The organism is Blautia sp. AM23-13AC (genome assembly GCF_003435675.1).
In the GTDB taxonomy this organism is placed as follows: Bacteria; Bacillota; Clostridia; order Lachnospirales; family Lachnospiraceae; genus Fusicatenibacter; species Fusicatenibacter saccharivorans.
This window is the reverse complement of the sequence record NZ_QTUL01000009.1, coordinates 41,795-62,904: the sequence shown is the minus strand read 5'-3', so window position 1 is coordinate 62,904 and position 21,110 is coordinate 41,795. Positions and strand designations below refer to the sequence as shown.

The 21,110-nt window shown below is 49.8% G+C and carries 21 protein-coding genes; 13 read left to right on the top strand and 8 right to left on the bottom strand.

Annotated elements, in window-relative coordinates; translation table 11 throughout:
* Positions 1-98: 98 nt before the first annotated feature.
* From DW642_RS10975 to DW642_RS10960, 4 genes are read left to right on the top strand one after another with little or no spacing between them, the layout of a single operon-like run.
* Positions 99-773: a phosphatase PAP2 family protein gene (locus DW642_RS10975; RefSeq protein ID WP_242991174.1), complete on the top strand. Its 675-nt coding sequence runs from the start codon at positions 99-101 to the stop codon at positions 771-773.
* A complete protein-coding gene (locus DW642_RS10970) occupies positions 763-1,824 on the top strand; it encodes a lysylphosphatidylglycerol synthase transmembrane domain-containing protein (RefSeq protein WP_117510195.1) in 1,062 nt (353 codons plus the stop codon). The genes DW642_RS10975 and DW642_RS10970 overlap by 11 nt, the downstream gene beginning before the upstream one ends.
* Positions 1,808-2,443, top strand: a complete 636-nt coding sequence (locus DW642_RS10965; RefSeq protein WP_117510194.1) for a CDP-alcohol phosphatidyltransferase family protein — start codon at positions 1,808-1,810, stop codon at positions 2,441-2,443. The genes DW642_RS10970 and DW642_RS10965 overlap by 17 nt, the downstream gene beginning before the upstream one ends.
* The gene (locus DW642_RS10960; RefSeq protein WP_242991173.1) at positions 2,440-3,351 is read left to right on the top strand and encodes a phosphatidylserine decarboxylase; all 912 of its coding nucleotides are present in this window, start codon (positions 2,440-2,442) and stop codon (positions 3,349-3,351) included. Before DW642_RS10965 ends, DW642_RS10960 begins: the two co-directional genes overlap by 4 nt.
* Before the next feature lie 62 nt (positions 3,352-3,413).
* Here the strand turns inward: DW642_RS10960 and aroA are convergent, their stop codons facing one another.
* Positions 3,414-4,697, bottom strand: coding sequence for a 3-phosphoshikimate 1-carboxyvinyltransferase (gene aroA / locus DW642_RS10955; protein WP_117510193.1), 1,284 nt, complete (start codon positions 4,695-4,697; stop codon positions 3,414-3,416).
* A 34-nt stretch (positions 4,698-4,731) separates the two neighbouring features.
* Positions 4,732-5,844, bottom strand: a complete 1,113-nt coding sequence (locus DW642_RS10950; protein ID WP_117510192.1) for a prephenate dehydrogenase — start codon at positions 5,842-5,844, stop codon at positions 4,732-4,734.
* A gap of 398 nt (positions 5,845-6,242) precedes the next feature.
* On the opposite strand from DW642_RS10950, the gene DW642_RS10945 reads away from it, so the two are divergent.
* The 3 genes from DW642_RS10945 to DW642_RS10935 all read left to right on the top strand — a co-directional run bounded on the left by DW642_RS10945 (position 6,243) and on the right by DW642_RS10935 (position 11,630).
* Complete coding sequence (locus DW642_RS10945; protein ID WP_022461417.1) at positions 6,243-8,333, top strand: elongation factor G; 2,091 nt, start codon at positions 6,243-6,245, stop codon at positions 8,331-8,333.
* A gap of 233 nt (positions 8,334-8,566) precedes the next feature.
* Entirely contained in the window at positions 8,567-10,972 is a 2,406-nt protein-coding gene (leuS, locus tag DW642_RS10940) for a leucine--tRNA ligase (RefSeq protein ID WP_117510191.1), read from the top strand.
* Between the two features lie 94 nt (positions 10,973-11,066).
* Complete coding sequence (locus DW642_RS10935; RefSeq protein WP_117510190.1) at positions 11,067-11,630, top strand: TIGR01440 family protein; 564 nt, start codon at positions 11,067-11,069, stop codon at positions 11,628-11,630.
* Between the two features lie 89 nt (positions 11,631-11,719).
* Here DW642_RS10935 and DW642_RS10930 read toward each other — a convergent pair whose 3' ends face one another.
* Entirely contained in the window at positions 11,720-14,188 is a 2,469-nt protein-coding gene (locus DW642_RS10930; RefSeq protein ID WP_117510189.1) for a cation-translocating P-type ATPase, read from the bottom strand.
* Between the two features lie 215 nt (positions 14,189-14,403).
* Positions 14,404-16,146, bottom strand: a complete 1,743-nt coding sequence (locus DW642_RS10925; protein WP_055228242.1) for an Rqc2 family fibronectin-binding protein — start codon at positions 16,144-16,146, stop codon at positions 14,404-14,406.
* A gap of 151 nt (positions 16,147-16,297) precedes the next feature.
* Between DW642_RS10925 and DW642_RS10920 the strand changes: the two genes are divergently transcribed.
* From DW642_RS10920 to pgsA, 5 genes are read left to right on the top strand one after another with little or no spacing between them, the layout of a single operon-like run.
* Complete coding sequence (locus tag DW642_RS10920) at positions 16,298-16,576, top strand: DUF370 domain-containing protein (RefSeq protein ID WP_055218332.1); 279 nt, start codon at positions 16,298-16,300, stop codon at positions 16,574-16,576.
* Positions 16,569-17,183, top strand: coding sequence for a guanylate kinase (gene gmk / locus DW642_RS10915; protein ID WP_022461423.1), 615 nt, complete (start codon positions 16,569-16,571; stop codon positions 17,181-17,183). The genes DW642_RS10920 and gmk overlap by 8 nt, the downstream gene beginning before the upstream one ends.
* Before the next feature lie 15 nt (positions 17,184-17,198).
* The gene (gene rpoZ, locus DW642_RS10910) at positions 17,199-17,477 is read left to right on the top strand and encodes a DNA-directed RNA polymerase subunit omega (protein ID WP_022461424.1); all 279 of its coding nucleotides are present in this window, start codon (positions 17,199-17,201) and stop codon (positions 17,475-17,477) included.
* A gap of 1 nt (position 17,478) precedes the next feature.
* Positions 17,479-18,804, top strand: coding sequence for a 30S ribosomal protein S12 methylthiotransferase RimO (gene rimO, locus DW642_RS10905; RefSeq protein WP_055217739.1), 1,326 nt, complete (start codon positions 17,479-17,481; stop codon positions 18,802-18,804).
* Positions 18,801-19,337 (top strand): CDP-diacylglycerol--glycerol-3-phosphate 3-phosphatidyltransferase, encoded by a 537-nt coding sequence (gene pgsA, locus DW642_RS10900; protein WP_055228244.1) that lies wholly within the window; start codon positions 18,801-18,803, stop codon positions 19,335-19,337. The genes rimO and pgsA overlap by 4 nt, the downstream gene beginning before the upstream one ends.
* A gap of 76 nt (positions 19,338-19,413) precedes the next feature.
* Here pgsA and DW642_RS10895 read toward each other — a convergent pair whose 3' ends face one another.
* Together DW642_RS10895 and DW642_RS10890 are read right to left on the bottom strand one after the other, a co-directional pair.
* Positions 19,414-19,713: a hypothetical protein gene (locus DW642_RS10895; RefSeq protein WP_022461427.1), complete on the bottom strand. Its 300-nt coding sequence runs from the start codon at positions 19,711-19,713 to the stop codon at positions 19,414-19,416.
* Positions 19,710-20,072, bottom strand: coding sequence for a hypothetical protein (locus DW642_RS10890; protein ID WP_055217741.1), 363 nt, complete (start codon positions 20,070-20,072; stop codon positions 19,710-19,712). The genes DW642_RS10895 and DW642_RS10890 overlap by 4 nt, the downstream gene beginning before the upstream one ends.
* A 137-nt stretch (positions 20,073-20,209) precedes the next feature.
* On the opposite strand from DW642_RS10890, the gene DW642_RS16010 reads away from it, so the two are divergent.
* Entirely contained in the window at positions 20,210-20,359 is a 150-nt protein-coding gene (locus tag DW642_RS16010; RefSeq protein WP_172680771.1) for a hypothetical protein, read from the top strand.
* 88 nt (positions 20,360-20,447) lie between these two features.
* Here the strand turns inward: DW642_RS16010 and DW642_RS10880 are convergent, their stop codons facing one another.
* Both DW642_RS10880 and DW642_RS10875 read right to left on the bottom strand, forming a co-directional pair.
* On the bottom strand, positions 20,448-20,732 hold the full coding sequence (locus DW642_RS10880; protein ID WP_055228247.1) for a hypothetical protein: 285 nt from the start codon (positions 20,730-20,732) through the stop codon (positions 20,448-20,450).
* 92 nt (positions 20,733-20,824) lie between these two features.
* The gene (locus DW642_RS10875; RefSeq protein WP_022462361.1) at positions 20,825-21,067 is read right to left on the bottom strand and encodes a helix-turn-helix transcriptional regulator; all 243 of its coding nucleotides are present in this window, start codon (positions 21,065-21,067) and stop codon (positions 20,825-20,827) included.
* Between the last annotated feature and the right edge of the window lie 43 nt (positions 21,068-21,110).

Below are 21,110 nucleotides of genomic sequence, written 5' to 3'. Positions count from 1 at the left end.
AGATTTTATTAAGGTTTCTGAAAACGAGCGGAACTGGGTTGTGTCAGGGAATGTTTTTGCGTATACTGATACGTGTTTGAGACAAGGGAGGACGGATTTTGAAGAGAGACGAGAGAAGAAAGTTTCCATACTATGGTATCCTGCCGCTAATTCTGACGCTGACAGCGAATTTTATCGCTTATTTTGGAACGCGGCCGCTTACCAGTTCGTGGAAACATTACAATATAGAAACGGTGCTGGACCAGCAGATCCCGGTGATCCCGTGGACGATCGTGATTTATTTTGGCTGTTATCTGGTCTGGATTGTAAATTATCTGATTGCCGCAAGCAGAGAGAAAGAGTTTGTCTGGCGGTTCTTTGCAGCAGATGTTCTGGCGCGGCTTGTCTGTATGGCATTTTATCTGCTGCTGCCGACAACGAACGTAAGGCCGTCGATCCCGGAACAGGGATTCTGGAATCAGATGCTTGCCTTGCTCTACCAGATGGATGCGGCGGACAATTTGTTCCCATCGATTCACTGCCTGAACAGCTGGTTCTGCTATATCGCAGTCCGCAGCAGACGGGAGATTCCGCGCTGGTATCAGCGGTTCTCTTTCTGGGCGGCACTTGCCGTGTTTGTCTCTACGCTGACAACAAAGCAGCATGTGATTGCAGATGTGATTGGCGGAGCGCTTCTGGCAGAAGTGACGTGGCAGATCGCGGGACGCACGCATCTTGGTGCATGGTATGGCATGATATTGGAACGAAGGAGGTGGAAACGCCGTGCAGAGTAAGAAAAAAATGATCGTGAATACTGTTTTTCTCGTTGTGATTTTTGCGTTGACGATATACGGTGTTTTCCACGGCGAAGACCTTGGCGCAATGATGGAAGCAATGCGGCGGGCAGATGTGCGGTGGCTGCTGCCGGGACTGCTCTGTGTCGTGTTTTTTATCTGGGGAGAATCGATCATCATCTGGTACATGATGCATTCCTTCCAGATTCCGGTGAAGAGGCGGACATGTTTTCTGTTTTCTTCCGTCGGATTCTTTTTCAGCTGTATCACACCGTCCGCAAGCGGCGGCCAGCCGATGCAGCTCTACTATATGAAAAAGGAGAAAATATCTCTTCCGGTATCAACGGTGATTCTGATGATCGTCACGATCACCTACAAAGCGGTGCTGGTCGTGGTGGGACTTGGGCTTGTTCTGTTCGGACAGGGCTTCCTGCACCGGTATCTGACGGAAATCCTTCCGGTTTTCTATCTTGGAATCGGTCTGAATGTCTTCTGTGTCACAGCCATGCTTATTCTGGTTTTTCATCCGGCGCTTGCGCGGACAATTCTGGTTTTGGGACTGAAAATCGTGGAAAAACTGCATTTGATGAAACGAAAAGAAAGCCGCCTGAAAAAACTGGAAGCTTCCATGGAAGTCTACCAGAATACGGCAGCGTATCTTGGCACCCACAAAATGGTGCTGGTCAATGTCCTTGCGATTACATTTGTACAGAGGTTTGCTTTATTTGCAGCAACATGGTTTGTATACCGCGCCTTCCATTTATCAGGCATTTCCTTTATTGCCATTGTGCTGCTGCAGGCGGTCATTTCCGTATCGGTTGACATGCTGCCGCTTCCGGGAGGAATGGGAATCAGCGAGACACTGTTCCTGAAAATTTTCCCGCCGGTCTTTGGAAGCACGCTGCTTCTTCCGGCAATGGTGCTTTCCAGAGGGCTCGGCTACTACGGGGAACTGCTGGTGAGTGCAGTCTTTACCATCGTCGCACAGCTTACGATCGGGAATACGAAAAGAGAAAAAAGAGGGGGAACTACATATGATAGGGTTCTATGATTATACCGTAATATTAACATATATCAGCTTTGCATCGTCCATCAGCGGCATTTTTCTTGCAACGCGGGGACACTTTAACTGGGCGATTTTTTGTCTTGCTTTTTCCGGACTGTGCGATATGTTCGATGGAAAAATTGCGCGGACGAAGAAAAACAGGACCGAAGATGAAAAGCGGTTCGGCATTCAGATCGATTCGCTCTGCGATGTGGTTTGTTTCGGCGTCTTTCCGATCGTGCTCTGCTATGAGCTTGGCATGACACATTTTTACAGCATTCCGATTCTTATTTTCTACGGTCTTGCGGGCGTGATCCGTCTGGGATATTTTAACGTGATGGAAGAGAAGCGTCAGAATGAAACTTCGGAGAACCGGAAATATTACCAGGGACTGCCGATTACCTCGATGTCAGTAGCTTTGCCGCTGCTGTTCGTCTTTGCACCGCTCTGCCGCGGATACTTTCTGATCTGGCTGCATCTGCTGGTGCTGGCGGTCGGCGTTCTGTTTATCACGGATTTCCGCTTCCGCAAGCCGACGAATAAAGAGCTTGCTGTGCTGGTAGCTGTCGTTGGAGTGGCTGTGCTCCGCGGACTTCTGATCTGGAAGGGAGGAAGAACGGTTTGAGACTCTGCGCTTATCCTTACCGAAAACAGGGGAAAAATTATCCAAAGCTTGATCTGATCCGCGAGGAAAATGATCTGCAGGACCGTTTTCTACACATGATGTACAGCCATGCCGCCGGAAGAGCCGCGATGCAGCCGCTGGTTCAGTCATTTGTATCTCGTGCGGCAGGCTGCTTTCTGGACAGCCGCTTATCGGTGCCGCTGGTTGCACCGTTTGTAAAGAAAAATCATATTTCACTGAAGGAATGTACCGCAAAGCAGTTTATCTCGTTCAATGATTTCTTTGTGCGGAAGCTGAAAATGGATGCACGTCCGTTTTCCAATGCGCCGCAGGATTTTATCAGCCCGTGTGATGCGCGGCTTACGGTTTATCCGATTCATGAGAACGGGAAGTTTGAGATCAAGAACACAGAATATACGCTGGAACAGCTTCTGCGCGACCGGAAGCTGGCAAAACGGTATGAGGGCGGAACGTTATTTCTGTTTCGGCTTTCCGTGGACGATTATCACCGGTATCTCTTTGTGGATGACGGCGTCTGTTCGACGGAACGGCGGATTGAGGGTGTGCTCCACACGGTCAATCCGGCGGCGAATGATTTTTGCCCGATCTATAAAGAAAATACGAGAACCTACACGCTGCTGCAGTCCGCAAATTTCGGCACACTGCTGCAGATGGAGGTCGGCGCGATGATGGTCGGAAAGATTGTCAATGAAAATGCCGGAGCGGCGAGACGTGTACAGCGCGGCGAAGAGAAAGGCTATTTTGCCTTCGGTGGTTCGACAGTGATCGTTCTGGCACAGAAGGGAAGCGCAGTGCCGGAAAAACGGATCTGGAATTATTCGCGGCTTGGAATCGAAACGCGGGTACGGCAGGGAGAAACGGTTGGGACGGCCGGAAGAACAGGGTAAAAGCAAAAAAAATGGATTGTGAGGAAATGATCTTCACAATCCATTTTTTGTTTAAACGTTTTTTATGCCTGCAGCCGTGCCAGATCCTGGTAGAATGTCGGATACGAGATATCCACACAGCCGGCGCGCAGGATTTCCGTCGGTGTCTCTGCGGCAAGCGAAGCGATTGCAAACGACATCGCAATGCGGTGGTCGAGGCGGCTGTCGATTTGGGCGCCGTGGAACGGTTTTCCGCCCTCAATGATCATGCCGTCGTCCGTGCCTTCCAGGGAAACACCCATCGCGGTGAGTTCGTTTACCATGATATCAAGACGGTTCGATTCTTTGAATTTCAGCTCCTCCGCATTCCGGATCACGGTTGTACCGTTCGCTGTGGCGGCAAGAACCGCGATGATCGGGATTTCATCGATCAGGGTCGGGATCAGTTCGCCCTCGATGACGGTGCCGGAAAGAGACGGCGTATAGCGCACGAGAAGGTCTGCAACCGGTTCTCCGCCGGAGTTCTGCTCATTCAGAAGTGTGATGTCAGCACCCATGGCGCGGCAGACGCGGAGCATACCGTCGCGGGTCGGGTTGATGCCGACATTTTTCAGGAGCACCTCAGAGCCTGGAACTATCAGCGCGGCGGCGATGAAGTAGGCGGCGGAGGAAATATCTCCCGGCACACGGACGAGATTTCCATGGAGATCCGGGTCCGGCAGAACCGATGCGGTCAGCCCTTCGGAGGCAACGTCGGCGCCGAAGAATTTCAGCATCAGCTCCGTATGGTTTCTGGAAAGAGCCGGTTCGGTAACGCTTGTTTTTCCGTCAGCATACAGTCCGGCAAGCAGGACACACGATTTGACCTGTGCGGATGCGACCGGCGAAAGATAGGAGATGGCGTGGAGCGGATGGCCGTTGATCGCAAGCGGCGCACAACCGTTTTCCGGAATACTGCGGATGGAAGCGCCCATCTGGGTCAGCGGATTGATGATGCGTCCCATCGGCCGTTTCTGAATGGAGGCGTCACCGGTCAGTGTACTGGAAAAGTTCTGGCCGGCAAGAATGCCGGAGATCAGGCGTGTCGTTGTTCCGCTGTTTCCGCAGTCGAGAACGGCGGACGGAGCCGAAAGCCCGTGCAGGCCTTTTCCATGAACGAGGATGCGCTCCGGTGTGTTCTCGATCTCAATGCCCATACTGCGGAAGCAGGAGATGGTGGAGAGACAGTCGGCACCCTGTAAAAAGTTTGTAACTTCTGTGGTTCCCTCTGAAATGGCACCGAACATGACGGCGCGGTGGGAAATGGATTTATCGCCCGGCACGGAGATTTCTCCGCGCAGAGGACGTACTGCTTTCTGGAACTGCATAACGTAACTTCCTCCTGTCAAGATATACGCGCTTTTAATTGCGGATATGAATGGTATAGCCATGGTCTTTTAAGACCTTCCGGGCAAGAATGCCTGCCTGCTCTTCATAAAATTCAATGCGGAGAGCACCCTCTTCGAACTCGCGGTTATGCGTAATGCCGATATTTTTAATACTGATCTGGTTGATGGCAAGAATTGTTGTAACGGCTGCGATTCCGCCGGCTTCATCGAGCAGGTCGCAGTAAACGACGTATTCTTTCTTTGTCGGTCCATAGGAAGAATCTTCCATGGAATTCCGGTATTCGCGGGAACTCTCAAACATATTGTAGAGCTCGTGGCCTTTTTTGTTGTCAACCAGGTATTTTGCCTGGACGAGAAGGCGGATATAGGAATCCAGCACATTCGAGAGCTGCTTCTGGTTTGAGAGACAGATCTGCTGCCATACCTCCGGGGAGGAGGAAGCGATGCGGGTGATGTCCTTGAAGCCGCCTGCAGCAACGGTTTTCATCTGCTCTTCCGGTGTGTCCAGGGATGCGAGTGCATTGACCAGGGTAGCGGCAACGATATGCGGCAGATGACTGACACCTGCGGTGATGTAGTCGTGCTCTTCGTATGTTAAAACCATCGGGATCGCCTTTAAGGACTGGACAAGATCAACGAAAGCGGAAACTGTCGCGATCTCAACATCTGGTCCGGGTGTAATCATATAGTAAGCATTTTCCAGCAGGTAATCGGTGGCGCTGGAATATCCCGTCTTTTCGGAGCCTGCCATCGGATGGCCGCCGATAAACTGGTGCGTCATGCCGAGGGTCTCAACCGCCTGATGGATTTCTCCTTTTACACTTCCGACGTCTGTGATGATACAGCCCGGTTTTGCGATGCCTTTCACGAACGGAAGATAGGAGATGTTGGTGCTGACAGGAGCACATAAGAAGATATAGTCACAGTCGGCAAAGCGGTCGTCCCGTTCTTCCAGCGCGATATCAATCACGCCTTCCTGAATTGCCTCTTCGATCGTCGCTTTGGTGCGGCAGTAGGCCATCAGTTTATACTCCGGATGAACCTTTTTGAGGGTTTTTGCAATGGAGCCGCCGATGAGGCCAAGGCCGATAAAGCCGATACAGATTTTTTCGAATGTATCACACATAATTCAAGTAGTCCTTTCTGACAATTTTCGTATGTAAATCGTATAAAAGACATTGTAAAGCATCTGAAATCAAATGTCAAAGATTTCTTGCTTTAAAGTGACAAAGCATTTTTGAAAGGCAGCAATTTTGCTTGTTTTGCAAAATCCGGCAGATTCCACAGAAAAGCCAGACAGAAAAGCGGAAGAAAGGCAGAATAACCAGCTAAAATACATATAAAATTTAAAAATTCAGAAATATATTGTGAAATATGAATAATATACTTGCAAAAAAGCAAAAACTTTAGTAGAATAGTGACTATGATAAGAGGAACGGAAGACGTGAATCTTGATAAAAAGCAGAAAGGCGAATAAGAGCGGCCTTACAATCTGCAAATTTACTTACATGGGAGGTATTACATATGGACGTTTTTAGAACTGACCGAATCAGAAATGTGGTGCTGCTGGGGCACAGCGGCTCCGGAAAGACAAGTCTGACCGAAGCTATGGCTTATCTTTCCGGTATGACAAACCGTCTCGGAAAAGTGACAGACGGAAATACCGTCAGCGATTTTGACAAAGAAGAAATCAAGCGCAAATGCTCTATTTCCACAACGCTTGTCCCGGTCGTATGGGGAAAAAATAAGATCAATGTTCTGGATACTCCTGGAATGTTTGATTTCGTAGGAGAAGCACAGGAAGCCGCTTCCGCAGCAGATGCCGCTGTAATCGTGGTATCCGGAAAGGCCGGCGTGCAGGTCGGAACCCAGAAAGCATGGGAACTCTGCGAGAAATACAATCTTCCGCGTATGATCTTCGTAACGGAAATGGATCAGGACGATGTCAGCTACCGAGAAGTCGTTGAGCAGCTCACCGAACTGTACGGAAAACGAATCGCACCGCTTCATATGCCTCTGCGTGAAAACGGTAAATTTGTAGGATATATCAATATTGTAAAGAACAAAGGCCGCAGATATATCGAAAAAGATAAAAAAGAAGAATGCCCGATTCCGGATTACTCCGTAGAATATCTGGAGAAGTACCGTGAAACCCTGATGGAATCCGTGGCAGAAACAAGTGAAGAGTTTATGGACCGCTACTTTGGCGGAGAAGAGTTCTCGGTAGCAGAGATTTCCGCAGCGCTTGCCATGAACGTAGGAGACGGCACCATCGTTCCGGTATGCATGGGCTCCCCGGTCAATCTGCAGGGCGTATCGAACCTTCTTGATGATATCTGCGGATACTTCCCGGATCCGTCCACCCGTCCGTGTGCCGGCATCAATCTCAATACGAACGAAATTTTCGAGGCAAATTACGACTTTGCGAAACCGAAGAGCGCGACCATTTTCAAGACGATCGTGGATCCGTTCCTTGGAAAATATTCAATGATTAAGGTTTGCTCCGGCGTTATTAAAAGCGATGATGTGCTCTATAATGTAGATCAGGAATCCGAAGAAAAACTGAGCAAGCTGTACGTGCTCGAAGGCTCCAAGCCGATCGAAGTACCGGAGCTTCATGCAGGAGATATCGGTGCCATCGCAAAACTCGGCGATGCAAGAACCGGCGATTCCCTTGCGACAAAGAACAATCAGGTCCGCTACGGAAAACCGGATGTTTCGACTCCGTACACCGCAAAACGATATAAACCGAAGAACAAAGCCGATGTAGATAAGATCTCCCAGGCCTTTGCCAAGATGATGCAGGAAGACCTGACTATGAAGGCAGTCAATGATTCTGCAAACCATCAGACATTGCTGTACGGCATGGGCGACCAGCACATCGATATTATCGTCAGCAAGCTGCTGGAGCGCTACAAAGTAGAAGTAGAGCTGTCCCGTCCGAAGGTAGCCTTCCGCGAGACGATCCGCAAAAATTCGGATGTAGAAGCAAAATACAAAAAACAGTCCGGCGGCCACGGCCAGTACGGTCATGTAAAAATGCGCTTCTCCGCTTCCGGAGATCTCGAGAAACCATACGTTTTCGAGCAGGAAGTTGTCGGCGGCGCCGTTCCGAAGAACTACTTCCCGGCTGTTGAAAAAGGTATCCAGGAAGCCGTACAGAAAGGCCCTCTGGCTGCTTATCCGGTAGTCGGCGTCAAAGCCGTTCTGTATGATGGTTCTTATCATCCGGTAGACTCCTCCGAGATGGCATTCAAGACCGCAGCGATCCAGGCGTTCAAGAAAGGCTTTATGGAAGCATCCCCGGTTCTCCTTGAGCCGATCGTTTCGATGAAGATCACTGTAGACGATAAATACACCGGCGATATCATGGGCGATCTCAACAAACGCCGCGGCCGTGTGCTCGGCATGAATCCGGATCACAAGGGCCATACGATTATCGAGGCTGATGTTCCGGAACTTGAGATCTACGGATACGGCACAACACTCCGCTCCATGACAGGCGGAAGTGGTGATTTCTCCTATGAGTTTGCGAGATATGAGCAGGCTCCGTCCGATATCCAGGCAAAAGAGATTGAGGCAAGAGCTTCGAAGGTTGAAAAAGCAGAAGAATAAAGCTTTATAAAATAGTGTGATAAAACAGAGAAAATCCGGTTTCGGGAGCAGAATTCGCCCGGAAACCGGATTTTTCTGCGGTTTTTGAAGAAAAACGGAGGATATAGGAAAAAATAAATTGTAAAAACAGGGAAAGAGTGATAGAATACAGCTATATGTTCAAATGTGCATGCTGTCCTAGGCGGCGGTGTGAGAAAAAAGAACTTTGAACTTGAACATGCAGGAGGTTACCTATGAGTAAAAGATATGAGCCACAGGACATTGAAAAAAAGTGGCAGAAGATCTGGCAGGATGAAAAAGCCTTTGCCGCTACAGATGATTATACAAAACCGAAATACTACGCACTCGTTGAATTTCCGTATCCGTCAGGACAGGGACTTCACGTAGGCCATCCGCGTCCGTACACTGCACTGGACATTGTAGCCAGAAAGCGCAGAATGCAGGGTTACAACGTTCTGTATCCGATGGGCTGGGATGCATTTGGTCTTCCAACGGAGAACTATGCGATCAAAAACCACATTCATCCGAAGATCGTTACCAAAAACAACGTACATCACTTCAAAGACCAGCTTCAGTCTCTTGGATATTCCTTCGACTGGGACAGAGAGATCAACACGACGGATCCGGAATACTATCACTGGACCCAGTGGATTTTCCTGAAACTTTTCAAAGCCGGACTGGCATATAAAAAAGAGATGCCGATCAACTGGTGTACTTCCTGTAAGGTAGGCCTTGCAAATGAGGAAGTTGTAAACGGCGTGTGCGAGCGCTGCGGAAGCCCGGTTGTCCGCAAAGTAAAAAGCGAGTGGATGCTGAAGATCACCGAGTATGCAGACAAGCTGATTGACGGTCTGGACGGCGTTGACTATATTGAGCGTGTCAAAACTTCCCAGAAAAACTGGATCGGACGTTCCCACGGAGCAGAGGTTGATTTCTCCCTGAAAGATAAACCGGAGAAGCTGACTATCTACACCACACGCCCGGATACCCTGTTCGGTGTTACGTACATGGTACTCTCCCCGGAGCATCCGTACATCGACCAGTACAAAGATGAGATCAAGAACTGGGATGAGGTCTGCGCATACCGTGAGATGGCAGCCAGAAAATCCGATTTCGAGCGTTCCGAGCTTGCAAAAGACAAGACCGGTGTCATGATCGACGGACTTTCCGCAGTCAACCCGGTTAATGGAAAAGAGATCCCGATCTGGATTTCCGATTATGTACTGATGAGCTACGGCACCGGCGCCATCATGGCAGTACCGGCACACGATGAGCGTGACTGGGAGTTCGCAAAGAAATTCAACATGCCGATCATCGAGGTTGTTGCAGGCGGCGACGTACAGAACGAAGTTTACACCGACGTTGCAGAGGGAACTCTTGTCAACTCCGGTTTCCTGAACGGACTTTCCGTTGCGGAAGCAAAAAAGAAAATTCTTGAGTGGCTCGAAGAGAACCACGTTGGAAAAGCAAAAACAAACTATAAGCTGCGTGACTGGGTATTCTCCCGTCAGCGTTACTGGGGTGAGCCGATTCCGATCATACACTGCGACAAATGCGGTTACGTTCCGGTTCCGGAAGAATCCCTTCCGCTGGAGCTGCCGGATGTAGAGAGCTACATGCCGACCGATAACGGCGAGTCTCCGCTGGCTGCCATGACAGACTGGGTCAACACCACCTGCCCGTGCTGCGGAGGACCTGCAAAACGTGAGACCGATACCATGCCGCAGTGGGCTGGTTCTTCCTGGTATTACATCCGCTATACCGATCCGAAGAACAAAGAGGCTCTGGCAAGCAAAGAAGCTATGAAATACTGGCTGCCGGTTGACTGGTACAACGGAGGAATGGAGCACACCACCCTTCACCTTCTGTATTCCCGTTTCTGGCATAAATTCCTGTACGATCAGGGCGTAGTTACCTGCCCGGAACCGTATCAGAAACGTACTTCCCACGGAATGATCCTCGGCGAGAACGGCGAGAAGATGAGTAAATCCCGTGGAAACGTTGTCAACCCGGATGATATCGTAGCTGAGTTTGGTGCAGATACCCTGCGTACGTACGAGATGTTCATCGGTGCCTTCGACTTAAGCGCATCCTGGTCTCAGGAAGGCGTAAAAGGATGCCGTCGTTTCCTCGAGCGTGTATGGAAACTGCAGGACAGCCTGGTAGACGGAGATTCCTACTCCAAAGAGCTGGAGTCCAAAATGCACCAGACCATCAAGAAAGTATCCAGCGACTATGAGTCCCTGAAATACAACACAGCGATCGCAGCCATGATGACCCTGGTCAACGAGTTCTACAAAGCCGGAAAAGTAACGAGAAAAGAGTTCGAAACCCTTCTGATCCTGCTGAATCCGGTTGCACCGCATATGACCGAGGAACTGTGGGCAGACCTTGGATACGAAGGCCGTCTGTATCAGACCGCATGGCCGGAGTTTGATGAGGAGAAGACCGTAGAGGCAGTAGCCGAGATCGCTGTTCAGATCAACGGCAAAATGCGCGGAACGATCAAAATCGCCAAAGATGCAGATAAAGAGACCGCAATCGCCGCTGCAAAAGAAGCAGTTGCAGACAAACTGACCGGAAACATCGTAAAAGAAATTTACGTACCGGGAAGAATTGTGAATATCGTTCAGAAATAATAATTATGTAAGCTGAAGAAAGGAGGCTGATTCTTGGAAAAAGAGTCAGTCTCCTTTTGCATAAATATTGCTGTTTAGCAAGGAGGGATACAAAATGGATCTTGAAACAATCAGACAGAAAGCGCGTGCCGTCGCAGAGGAGCTGATTACGACAGCGCAGATGAAACCGGGACAGATTCTGGTAGTGGGATGTTCTTCGAGTGAAATTCACAACAGTAAGCTCGGAACGGATTCCAGCCAGGAGATCGGGCAGGCGGTGTTTGAGGCGCTGTATGCGTGTACGAAGGAGCACGGGCTGTATCTGGCGGCGCAGTGCTGTGAGCATCTGAACCGCGCGGTTGTTCTGGAGCGTGCGGCGGCAGAAAAATACGGTTACGAGCCGGTCTGCGCGGTACCGTGGCTGCATGGCGGCGGATCGTTTGCGATGGCGGCATACTATGGATTGGAGGACGCTGTCACCGTAGAGCGTGTGCAGGCGCATGCAGGTATTGATATCGGTGATGTGCTGATCGGCATGCAGCTGAAGGCAGTAGCCGTTCCGGTCCGGGTATCGCAGAAAACGATCGGAGATGCGCACGTTGTCTGCGCGCGGACAAGACCGAAATACATCGGCGGCGAGCGGACGCATTACACGGAAGATCCGGAGATGAGAAAGTAAGAAACTGTGATTGGTAAATCAAAAAATGCCGTACAGGCGGAGAAAAATTTCCAACGCTGTACGGCATTTTTGATGTTTGGTTTTACGTTTTATTTCGCTTTTCTCGCTTCCCGTTTTCGCAGGAAGAAAATTTTCTGCTTCCGGTAAAAAGAGGAAATGGAATCCACGAGGATGCTCAAATATCGCAGAACCGGCTCTGTTGCGACAGAGAATACGACCAGCAGCATGATACATTTTCTGGACATATCAGAAATGGCGAACAGCTGGTTCAGATAGGTACTGCAGAAAATGAAGGCAATAATCGAGCCGATCAGGATCGTCCAGCGCATCCAGTTGAGCGGCTTGCTGATCCGGTAGAGAATCATAAAACCGACAATGGCGAGCAGTACGGTGGCAGCGGTCGAAATATCTTCCGAGCCGACCGCAAATTCCTGGCCGAAGACGACGAGTGTTGCGACCATCAAAAAGTCGGTCAGCGCCGCAGGCAGGGCCCGTGTCAGAATGTTCGTGATAAAGTGGCCCGCGATCCGGTTTTTGTTCGGCATTAGCGAGAGCAGGAAGCCTGGAATACCGATCGTAAACATACTGATCAGCGAGATCTGGGACGGCTCCAGCGGATACGTCACCATCGAGATCAGTGAGAAGATGGACAGCAGGAACGAGAAAATGTTCTTTACCAGGAACAGCGTTCCCGAGCGCTGCAGGTTGTTGACAACGCGGCGGCCTTCCAGTACGACAGAAGGCATCTTCGAAAAGTCGTTGTCCAGCAGAACGAGCTGTGCAGCCTGTGCGGCAGCGTCACTTCCGGATGCCATCGCAACGGAGCAGTCGGCATCCTTTAATGCGAGCACATCGTTGACACCATCGCCGGTCATCGCAACGGTCTTGCCGTTTTTCTTTAAAGCCTGGACAAACTGGCGTTTTTGGTCTGGTGTGACACGGCCGAACACGGTGTATTTCAGGATTGCTTCTTCGAGCTCTTCCGGTGTCTTTAGAGTGGAAGCATCAATATAATCCTCTGCGTGTGCAATCCCTGCCTGGCGGGCAACCTCAGATACCGTTACCGGAGTATCACCGGAGATGACCTTGACATGGACACCCTGATCTTCGAAGTAGCGGAACGTTTCCGGTGCTTCTTTTCGGATCGGATTGGAGAGAAGCACGTAGCCAAGCGGCGTGACACGGCCGGAGAGTGCTTTTCCATTCGGTACAGTTTCGGATGTGCCGAAGACGAGAAGACGGAATCCCTTTGAGGTATACGCTTCAATTTCACTCTGATAGCGTGCGAAATCATCGCGGAGAACGAACTCCGGGGCACCGAGCACGTAGGAGACATCCGAAAATGTCACACTGGAATACTTGAATTCCGAGGAGAACGAAGTCATCGAAACGGCAGTTTTGCCGTTGTTGTCTTTAAAATATTCTTTCAGTGCCGCCATAGTAATGTTGTCGTTTGACATGGCAGATGCGAAATCACCGACCGCAAGGGAAAGCTCTTCTTTCTGCGGTGCGGGAGCATTTTCGCCGGATTCTGTATCAGGGACTGAACTGGAGCCGACCAGAATCAGATCATGTACTTTCATATTTGTCTCGGTGATGGTTCCCGTCTTATCGACACAGAGCACGTTGACGCGAGCCAGCGTCTCGATACATTTCATATCATGCACGAGAACCTTCTGCGAAGCCAGCCGCATAACGCTGACGGCAAGGGCAACGCTTGCAAGCAGGTAAAGACCTTCTGGGATCATGCCGAGCACGGCGGCCACCATCGAGGTAATGCTCTCACGGAACGCTTCGTGGGAGACGAAAAACTGCTGGCCGAAGAGCAGAAGACCGATCGGAATGATCAGAATGCCGACAACCTTTACCAGCTTGTTGAGGGAGCGGATCATCTCGGACTGTTCGCCCTCTTTCATGGCCTTTGCCTCGAGGGTCAGACGGGAAATGTAGGAATCTTCACCGACCTGGGTCAGACGGCTCTTGCAGCTTCCAGAGACGATAAAACTTCCGGACATCAGCTCGTCGCCCGGGCGCTTGGTAATCTCATCGGATTCACCGGTAAGCAGCGATTCGTTGACCTGTACCTCACCTTCAAGCACGACAGCATCAGCGCAGATCTGTTTTCCTGCGGTAAATACAACAATATCATCGAGTACGAGATCCTCCGCGGCGAGTGTTACCTCAGCACCGTCACGGATCGCAGTAGCCTTCGGCGCGTTTAAAACAGACAGCTTTTCCAGCGTCTTTTTCGCCTTGATCTCCTGTACAATACCGATCAGCGTGTTCGCGATGATGACCGGCAGAAACGTAAGATCCCGGAACGAACCGGCAAGGATCAGAAAGATGGCAATAATCAGAAAAATCAGGTTGAAATACGTACAGACATTGCTCTTTACGATCTCGGCCGTTGTCTTGGACGGAGGTTCCACCGCGCAGTTGGTCCAGCCGTTCTCGCGGTACTCGGCAACCTGCTCGGCGGAAAGGCCTTTGGAAGGGTCTGCCTCATAGCGCGTCGTTGGAACACGGCGGTGAATGATTTCGGGAATTGTTTTGTTCATAACAGTTATATTCCTCTCCGGCTGTCCTGATAAAGAAGAGACAGCCTCACTGTGGTTTGGTTGAAAAAGATCACGTCTGGAATCTTTTTCCATACTAAGAAGTATACCATAGAGCATCGAAAAAGAAATGAAGGAAGTATTAAATTTTACGAAAAAAAGACTTTTCGCAAAGAGGAACAGATAGGAATGTGCGAAAAGTCTTTTGTATTCTGAATTCAGTCCTGTATTTCCTGAAGATTGCGGATGTTCGGCTCCGCCATCATGGAGTAATTGGTGTAATAAACAACGAAACCCGGTTTGCTTCCGTTTGGTTTGCGCAGGTTTTTCTTTAAGGTGTAGTCGATTTCCACCTTCGGTGCCTGTCTGCCTTTCGAGTAATAGGCGGCGAGAGCAGCGGCCTCTTCGTAGACGGAATCCGGCAGCTCTTTACCGTTCGTCTTTACGATGACATGGCTGCCCGGCTGGCCTTTCGCGTGGAACCACCAGTCGTTGCCGGAGGCGAATTTAAACGAAAGTTCCTCGTTCTGGAAGTTGTTCTTGCCGACATAAATGTCAAAGCCCTCGGAAGAGCGGTAGTGGAACGGATGGGAGGTGATTTTCTGCTTTTTCCCTGTCGGTCCCTTGCGGCGGATGTAGCCGTACTCGATCAGCTCTTCTTTTAACTGCACCAGATCCGCCTCATCGAGCGCAATATCAAGCGCCGTGCTGATGGATTCGAGATGGTCGATTTCCTCTTTCGTCTCGACAAGAAGTTCTTCGAGTGCCTCACGGGTCCGCTTCAGCTTTCCGTAGCGGTCGAAGTATTTTTTCGCATTTTCGCCGGCAGAGAGCGTTCCGTCGAGCGGAATCGTGATTTCCTCGCCGTTATAGTAATTGACGGCTTTCAGCGAAGTATCGCCCGGCTGGCAGCTGTAGCCGTACGTATTTAAAAGCTCACCGTAAATCCGGTATTTTTCCCGCTTGTCGGTGTCTTTTAACTGTTTCTGCTGCAGGTCGTATTTTTTGACATTCCGTTCGAGTGCGGTATTGACGACACGGCGCAGATCGGAAGATTTCTGACGGATGCGGGTGATACGGTTTTTCATGGCATAGTATGTTTCCAGTACACCGGAGATCGAATCGTATGTTTCCTCCCGCAAATCCTGATACTGCGTCAGTTTCAGTGCGGAAAATTCTTTCGGCTCATCGCCCTGGTATACGATGTTCGGCGTAAATGCGCCGTTTTTGATATCCTCAATCAGATAAGAGAAGGTGCGGAACAGATGAAGCTTTGCATTTTCTTCGAGTGCATTGACCGCAAATCCGCCGTCGATGCCGGCGCGGCAGCAGACTTCCTCCGCCATCAGCGGGCTGAAGCCGGTAAGGGAAGTGTAGATTGCCTTTGCGGCAGCCATTGGTTTCGTGCAGACGAAATCGAAAAATTCTTCTTCTGTGATCGTGAGCGGATCTTTCTTATCCTGCGTGTGCGGAATGAACCAGGTGCGGCCCGGAAGAACCTCACGGACAGAACTCATGTTGGCGGAAATATGTTTGATACTGTCAAGGATCGTATTGTCCTCCTGACAGAAGATCAGGTTGCTGTGTTTTCCCATGATCTCCACAATCAGCTTCTTGCGGCAGATATCGCCGAGTTCGTTCAAATGCTCGAGCTCAAAAATAAGAATACGCTCGAGTCCCGGCTGGGTAACGGAGAGAATGCGGGCGCTGCCGATGTGTTTGCGGAGCAGCATACAGAAATTCGGTGCGGTCATCGGGCCGGGCTTATTGTTGTCCGTCAGGTAGATCAGCGGAAGCGAAGCACTTGCCGAGAGGAGAAGACGGTAAACGGTACGGTTGTTTTTTATTGTAATCATCAGCTCGTCGTTTTCCGGCTGTGCGATCTTGTTGATCTTTCCGCCGACGATGGTCTGATTCAGTTCCTGTGCAATATTTGCAATGGTAATTCCATCAAAAGCCATAGAAAATATCTCCTTTGTTTGAAATTCTGGTATTTTCATTATAATACAGAAAAAAAGATTTGACTAGGCTTTCTGAATGAATTATAATAAATCTGTATGGGTAGATGTATTTTCTGAAAAAGACTTCAGAAGGTACAGGAAAGGACGGATTGTGGCAAAACTGATCAACATCGGATTCGGCAATGTCGTAAATTCGGATAAAATAATAGCAGTGGTGAGTCCCGAGGCGGCACCCGTCAAGCGTATGGTGCAGCGTGCAAAGGAAAGCAACCGCATCATCGATGCGACGCAGGGAAGACGCACGAAAGCAGTGCTCATCACCGGAGAAGAATTTATCATCCTTTCGGCTTTGCAGCCGGAAACGATCAGCCGCAGATTCAACGGCGGCTGGGAAACAGAAAAAGAGCGAGGGGAATCTGAAAATGAGTAGAGGAATACTTACTGTAGTATCCGGTTTTTCCGGAGCAGGAAAAGGAACACTGATGAAACGCCTGATGGAGGAGTACGACAACTATGCGCTGTCCATCTCCGTCACCACAAGAGACCCGCGTCCGGGCGAGGAAGACGGCGTATCGTACTTTTTCCGTACAGAAGAAGAGTTTGACCGCATGGTAGAAGAGGATGCCTTCCTCGAGTATGCGCGTTACGTAAAACATTCCTACGGAACGCCGAAGGCATACGTAGAGGAGCAGCTGGATGCCGGAAAAGATGTTCTGCTTGAGATTGAAATCCAGGGAGCACTTCAGGTCAAGGAAAAACGTCCGGACACCCTTCTTGTGTTCATCACACCGCCGACCGCCGAGGAGCTGGAACGACGCCTCCGGGGACGCGGAACGGAAACAGAAGAAGTCATCAAAGGCAGAATGGAGCGTGCAAAAGAGGAAGCACAGGGCATGGACCAGTACGATTATGTCCTGATCAACGACGACCTCGAAACCTGCGTAAAACAGATGCATGAGACCATTCAGAGCCAGCATTTCATGAGCAGCAACCAGAAAGACTTTATCGAACAGATGAAAAAAAGTCTGGAAAAATAGAAAGGAGCATTTATTATGATTCATCCATCTTATCAGGAACTGATTGCAACTATTAACGAGGGCCAGGATCTGGACGAGGCACCGGTTGTCAGCAGCCGTTACTCTCTGGTACTTGCAACAAGCAAACGTGCAAGACAGATCATCGGCGGAGCTGAACCGCTTGTAAAAGTGAAAAAAGGCATGAAACCGCTTTCCATCGCCGTAGAGGAGATGTACAAAGGAGAGGTTACAATCCTTCCGGAATCTGAAGTTGAAGCGGAAGAGGAAACAAAAGAGGAGCCAGTAATTGAATAATATGAAAATTCTGTTTATTTCCCTTGGATGCGATAAAAACCTGGTAGATTCCGAGCATATGCTGGGTCTTCTGGTAGAGCATGGCTTCGAGATCACCGATTCCGAGGAAGATGCAGAGGTTATCGTGATAAACACATGCTGCTTTATCCACGACGCCAAAGAAGAAAGCATTCAAAATATTCTTGAAATGGCGAAGTACCGTACAGCGGGAAGCTGTAAGGTTCTTCTGGTAACGGGCTGTATGGCAGAGCGCTACCGCGATGAAATCATTGAGGAGATTCCGGAGGTTGACGCCGTACTTGGAACGAACAGCTATGACAAAATCCTGGATGCCATTCAGGATGTCCTCGGCGGCGACCGCTTCCAGGAGTATGCCGATCTGAAAGGACTGCCGAAAATTGACGCACAGCGCGTTGTAACGACAGGCGGCCATTACGAATATCTGAAAATTGCAGAGGGCTGTGACAAGCACTGTACCTACTGCATCATTCCGAAGCTGCGCGGACCGTACCGCTCCGTTCCGATGGAGGAACTGATAGCAGAAGCGAAGACGATGGCAGAACAGGGTGTCAAAGAGCTCGTTCTCGTTGCGCAGGAGACAACCATTTATGGTATCGATCTGTACGGAAAGCCGTCTCTCCACCTTCTGTTAAAAGAGCTCTGCAAAATTCAGGAGCTCTACTGGATCCGGATTCTGTACTGCTATCCGGAGGACATCTATCCGGAACTCGTTCAGACGATGAAGGAAGAGCCGAAAGTCTGTCACTACCTGGATCTGCCGATTCAGCATGCCAACGATGAGATCCTGCGCCGCATGGGTCGCAGAACATCCAAACAGGAGCTGATCGACAAAATTGATTTCCTGAGAAGCGAGATGCCGGATATCACACTGCGCACCACGCTGATCACAGGATTCCCGGGAGAGACAAAAGAGCAGCACAAAGAACTCCTCGAGTTTATCAACGACATGGAGTTCGACCGTCTCGGCGTATTCACCTACTCTCCGGAGGAGGGAACACCGGCTGCTGCGATGGAGCATCAGATCGACGAGGAGGTAAAACTGGACCGTCAGGCAGAACTGATGGAGCTGCAGCAGGATATCTCTGCAGAACTCGGCGAGCGCAGGATCGGCCAGGAGCTTCTTGTTATGATCGAGGGCAAAGTGGCGGATGAGGATGCCTATGTGGGCAGAAGCCAGGCGGACGCACCGGGTGTAGACGGCTATGTATTTGTCAATACACCGGAAACACTCGTATCCGGCGACTTCGTAAGAGTGAAAATTACCGGTGCTCTGGAATATGATCTGATAGGAGAGATAAGCCAATGAATTTACCAAACAAATTAACGATTCTGCGGGTAATTATGATTCCGTTTTTCGTGTTCTTCCTGCTGTCTGGCGTGGGCGGAAGCGCGTCCAAATGGATTGCACTGGTAATCTTTGCCGCTGCCAGCATCACGGATACGCTGGACGGCTACATTGCAAGACGTGACAATCTGATTACCGATTTCGGAAAGTTTATGGATCCGCTGGCAGATAAGCTGCTGGTATGCTCTGCACTGATCTGCTTTGTAGAGCTGGACAAGCTTCCGGCGTGGATGGTTATTATTATCATCGCAAGAGAATTTATCATCAGCGGTTTCCGCCTGGTTGCTTCGGACAATGGAATTGTCATCGCAGCAAGCTGGTGGGGAAAATCGAAAACAATCAGCCAGATGATTATGATCATTCTTCTGATCGCCGACATTCCGGCACTTTCCGTGCTGAATACCGTGCTGATCTGGGTTGCACTGATTCTGACCGTTGTTTCTCTGATTGATTACCTGGTAAAAAATAAAAACGTGCTTTCCATGCAGAACTAGGCAGGAAAAAGCACAGAATAAAAACGCTGACCGGTTTGGGATTCCAGACCGGCAGCGTTTTTTTGTTTGTAGTTTTTCAGCGTTTTTTCCCGGAAGCAGCGGAGCGGAAGAGGCGTACCATCTGGTCAATTTTTGCCGCTTCCTGTTTGGATTTTCCGGCTTTGATGGCAGAGATGATCAGGTCCGCCTCGGAGGCGGAAAACTGTGCGCCGCCCTGATTTCCCTGCATCAGGGAGAGAAGAAACGGCATCATTTCCGCCTGGGATTTTCCACGGCTCTGAGAGGCCATCTGCTGCAGTGCCTGAAGCCGGGCAAAGTCAATTCCGGAAAGAGAGGGGTCCTGCGACCAGTCGTTTTGCTTATCATCCGAACTCATAGCAGATCCTCCTCATTTCCGGGATTTATATTCTGAAGCATCTGGACCATCTGCATGGTCTGAAACATCTGGGAGAGAAGATCCCGCTGCGGACCGGCGGCAAAACGGGAAATATCCTGCAGCATCTCAAGCGGAGAGACGTGCGGGGCATCAACAGACATCATGGAAAGGTCGGCCGGACGGGAAAAAAGCTGAATGGTCCGCTGGAGCTCGAGCCATTTGCTCAAAATCGCAAGGGAGGGCTGCAGGCCGAAGGAGGCGTAGGGAATGGCAGCCTTCAGCATCTGAAGCTGATCCTGTGCGATCATCTGGTCCAGCGGTGTCATCTGTTCCACATTTTGTTCCTGTTCCTGATTCAAATTAAGATCCTTCCTGGCAGCATTCCTGCATTTGTCTTTTTATTTCTCTTTATCTTATGTTCCAGGCCGGAAAAAATGACAGAAGGCGGGAAAAAACATATGATAAGAGGAAGAAAGAAAAAGGAGACCGCCGGAAAATGGATGGAAAAGAAACAGCAAAAAGAAAACAGGTACTCGAAGGGAATGCCTTTTATGAAATAGATCTGGAATGTATGAGAAAAAAAGAAAAAAGAGAAGAGATGGAAAAGCGGGAAAGAGAAGCACGGAAACCGAAACGGTTTCGCTGAAAGAGAATTCTGGTGAAAAAAGCCCCGGGGCGGTTGATCCGCACCCGGGGCTTTTTCTGCCCGAACATCTGGGAGGACTGAAAAAAGGTCAGCAGCCGCATCCACAGTTATTGCTGTTGCCGCATCCACAGCCGTTGTTGTTCCATCCGCCGCAGCAGAACAGAAGAATCAGAACGAGCCAGCAGTCGGAATTGCAGCCATTGTTGTTGTTTCCGCATCCACATCCGCCGCAGCAGGAGAGGAGAAGCAGAATCCAGATAATACTGCAGCCATTGTTTCCGAACAGGTTGTTGTTGGAAACACCGCATCCATTATCGCAGCCACAGCCGTTGTCACATCCGCATCCACAGTTTGTAGCAGCTAAATCACTCATGTTTGTTCCTCCAAAGGAATCATTTTGCTTACAATTCATGATATGAAAAACTGCCGGGCGGGGTTACTCTTAAAGAGAAAAATTCAAAAACCCTACAGACTGCGTCCCTGAAAATCAAAAAGCTCTTTCACCGGAATGTCAAGTGCCTCAGCGATATCGAACAGAAGATTCAACGAAATAGAGGTTTTTGTATTTGGCGCTTCGATGTTGCTCATATGGGTACGACTGATATGTACCGCCTCGGCAAGTTCGGCCTGCGTCATTCCTTTTGCTCTTCGGTAGTAGGCAATCGTAAGTCCAAGAAGGCGAAGATCGTTCAAGCGTTCGTAATTCATAGTCAGGAATCCCCCTTTTAGTTTTATAAATATAATGATAATA

Coding starts and splice junctions, on each gene's coding strand:
- gmk (WP_022461423.1), top strand. CDS start 16,569: ATGAGTAGAGGAATACTTACTGTAGTATCCGGTTTTTCCGGAGCAGGA.
- DW642_RS10945 (WP_022461417.1), top strand. CDS start 6,243: ATGGACGTTTTTAGAACTGACCGAATCAGAAATGTGGTGCTGCTGGGG.
- DW642_RS10880 (WP_055228247.1), bottom strand. CDS start 20,732: ATGAGTGATTTAGCTGCTACAAACTGTGGATGCGGATGTGACAACGGC.
- DW642_RS16010 (WP_172680771.1), top strand. CDS start 20,210: ATGGATGGAAAAGAAACAGCAAAAAGAAAACAGGTACTCGAAGGGAAT.
- DW642_RS10935 (WP_117510190.1), top strand. CDS start 11,067: ATGGATCTTGAAACAATCAGACAGAAAGCGCGTGCCGTCGCAGAGGAG.
- DW642_RS10965 (WP_117510194.1), top strand. CDS start 1,808: ATGATAGGGTTCTATGATTATACCGTAATATTAACATATATCAGCTTT.
- DW642_RS10925 (WP_055228242.1), bottom strand. CDS start 16,146: ATGGCTTTTGATGGAATTACCATTGCAAATATTGCACAGGAACTGAAT.
- DW642_RS10895 (WP_022461427.1), bottom strand. CDS start 19,713: ATGAGTTCGGATGATAAGCAAAACGACTGGTCGCAGGACCCCTCTCTT.
- DW642_RS10950 (WP_117510192.1), bottom strand. CDS start 5,844: ATGTGTGATACATTCGAAAAAATCTGTATCGGCTTTATCGGCCTTGGC.
- rpoZ (WP_022461424.1), top strand. CDS start 17,199: ATGATTCATCCATCTTATCAGGAACTGATTGCAACTATTAACGAGGGC.
- DW642_RS10930 (WP_117510189.1), bottom strand. CDS start 14,188: ATGAACAAAACAATTCCCGAAATCATTCACCGCCGTGTTCCAACGACG.
- pgsA (WP_055228244.1), top strand. CDS start 18,801: ATGAATTTACCAAACAAATTAACGATTCTGCGGGTAATTATGATTCCG.
- rimO (WP_055217739.1), top strand. CDS start 17,479: ATGAAAATTCTGTTTATTTCCCTTGGATGCGATAAAAACCTGGTAGAT.
- leuS (WP_117510191.1), top strand. CDS start 8,567: ATGAGTAAAAGATATGAGCCACAGGACATTGAAAAAAAGTGGCAGAAG.
- DW642_RS10875 (WP_022462361.1), bottom strand. CDS start 21,067: ATGAATTACGAACGCTTGAACGATCTTCGCCTTCTTGGACTTACGATT.
- aroA (WP_117510193.1), bottom strand. CDS start 4,697: ATGCAGTTCCAGAAAGCAGTACGTCCTCTGCGCGGAGAAATCTCCGTG.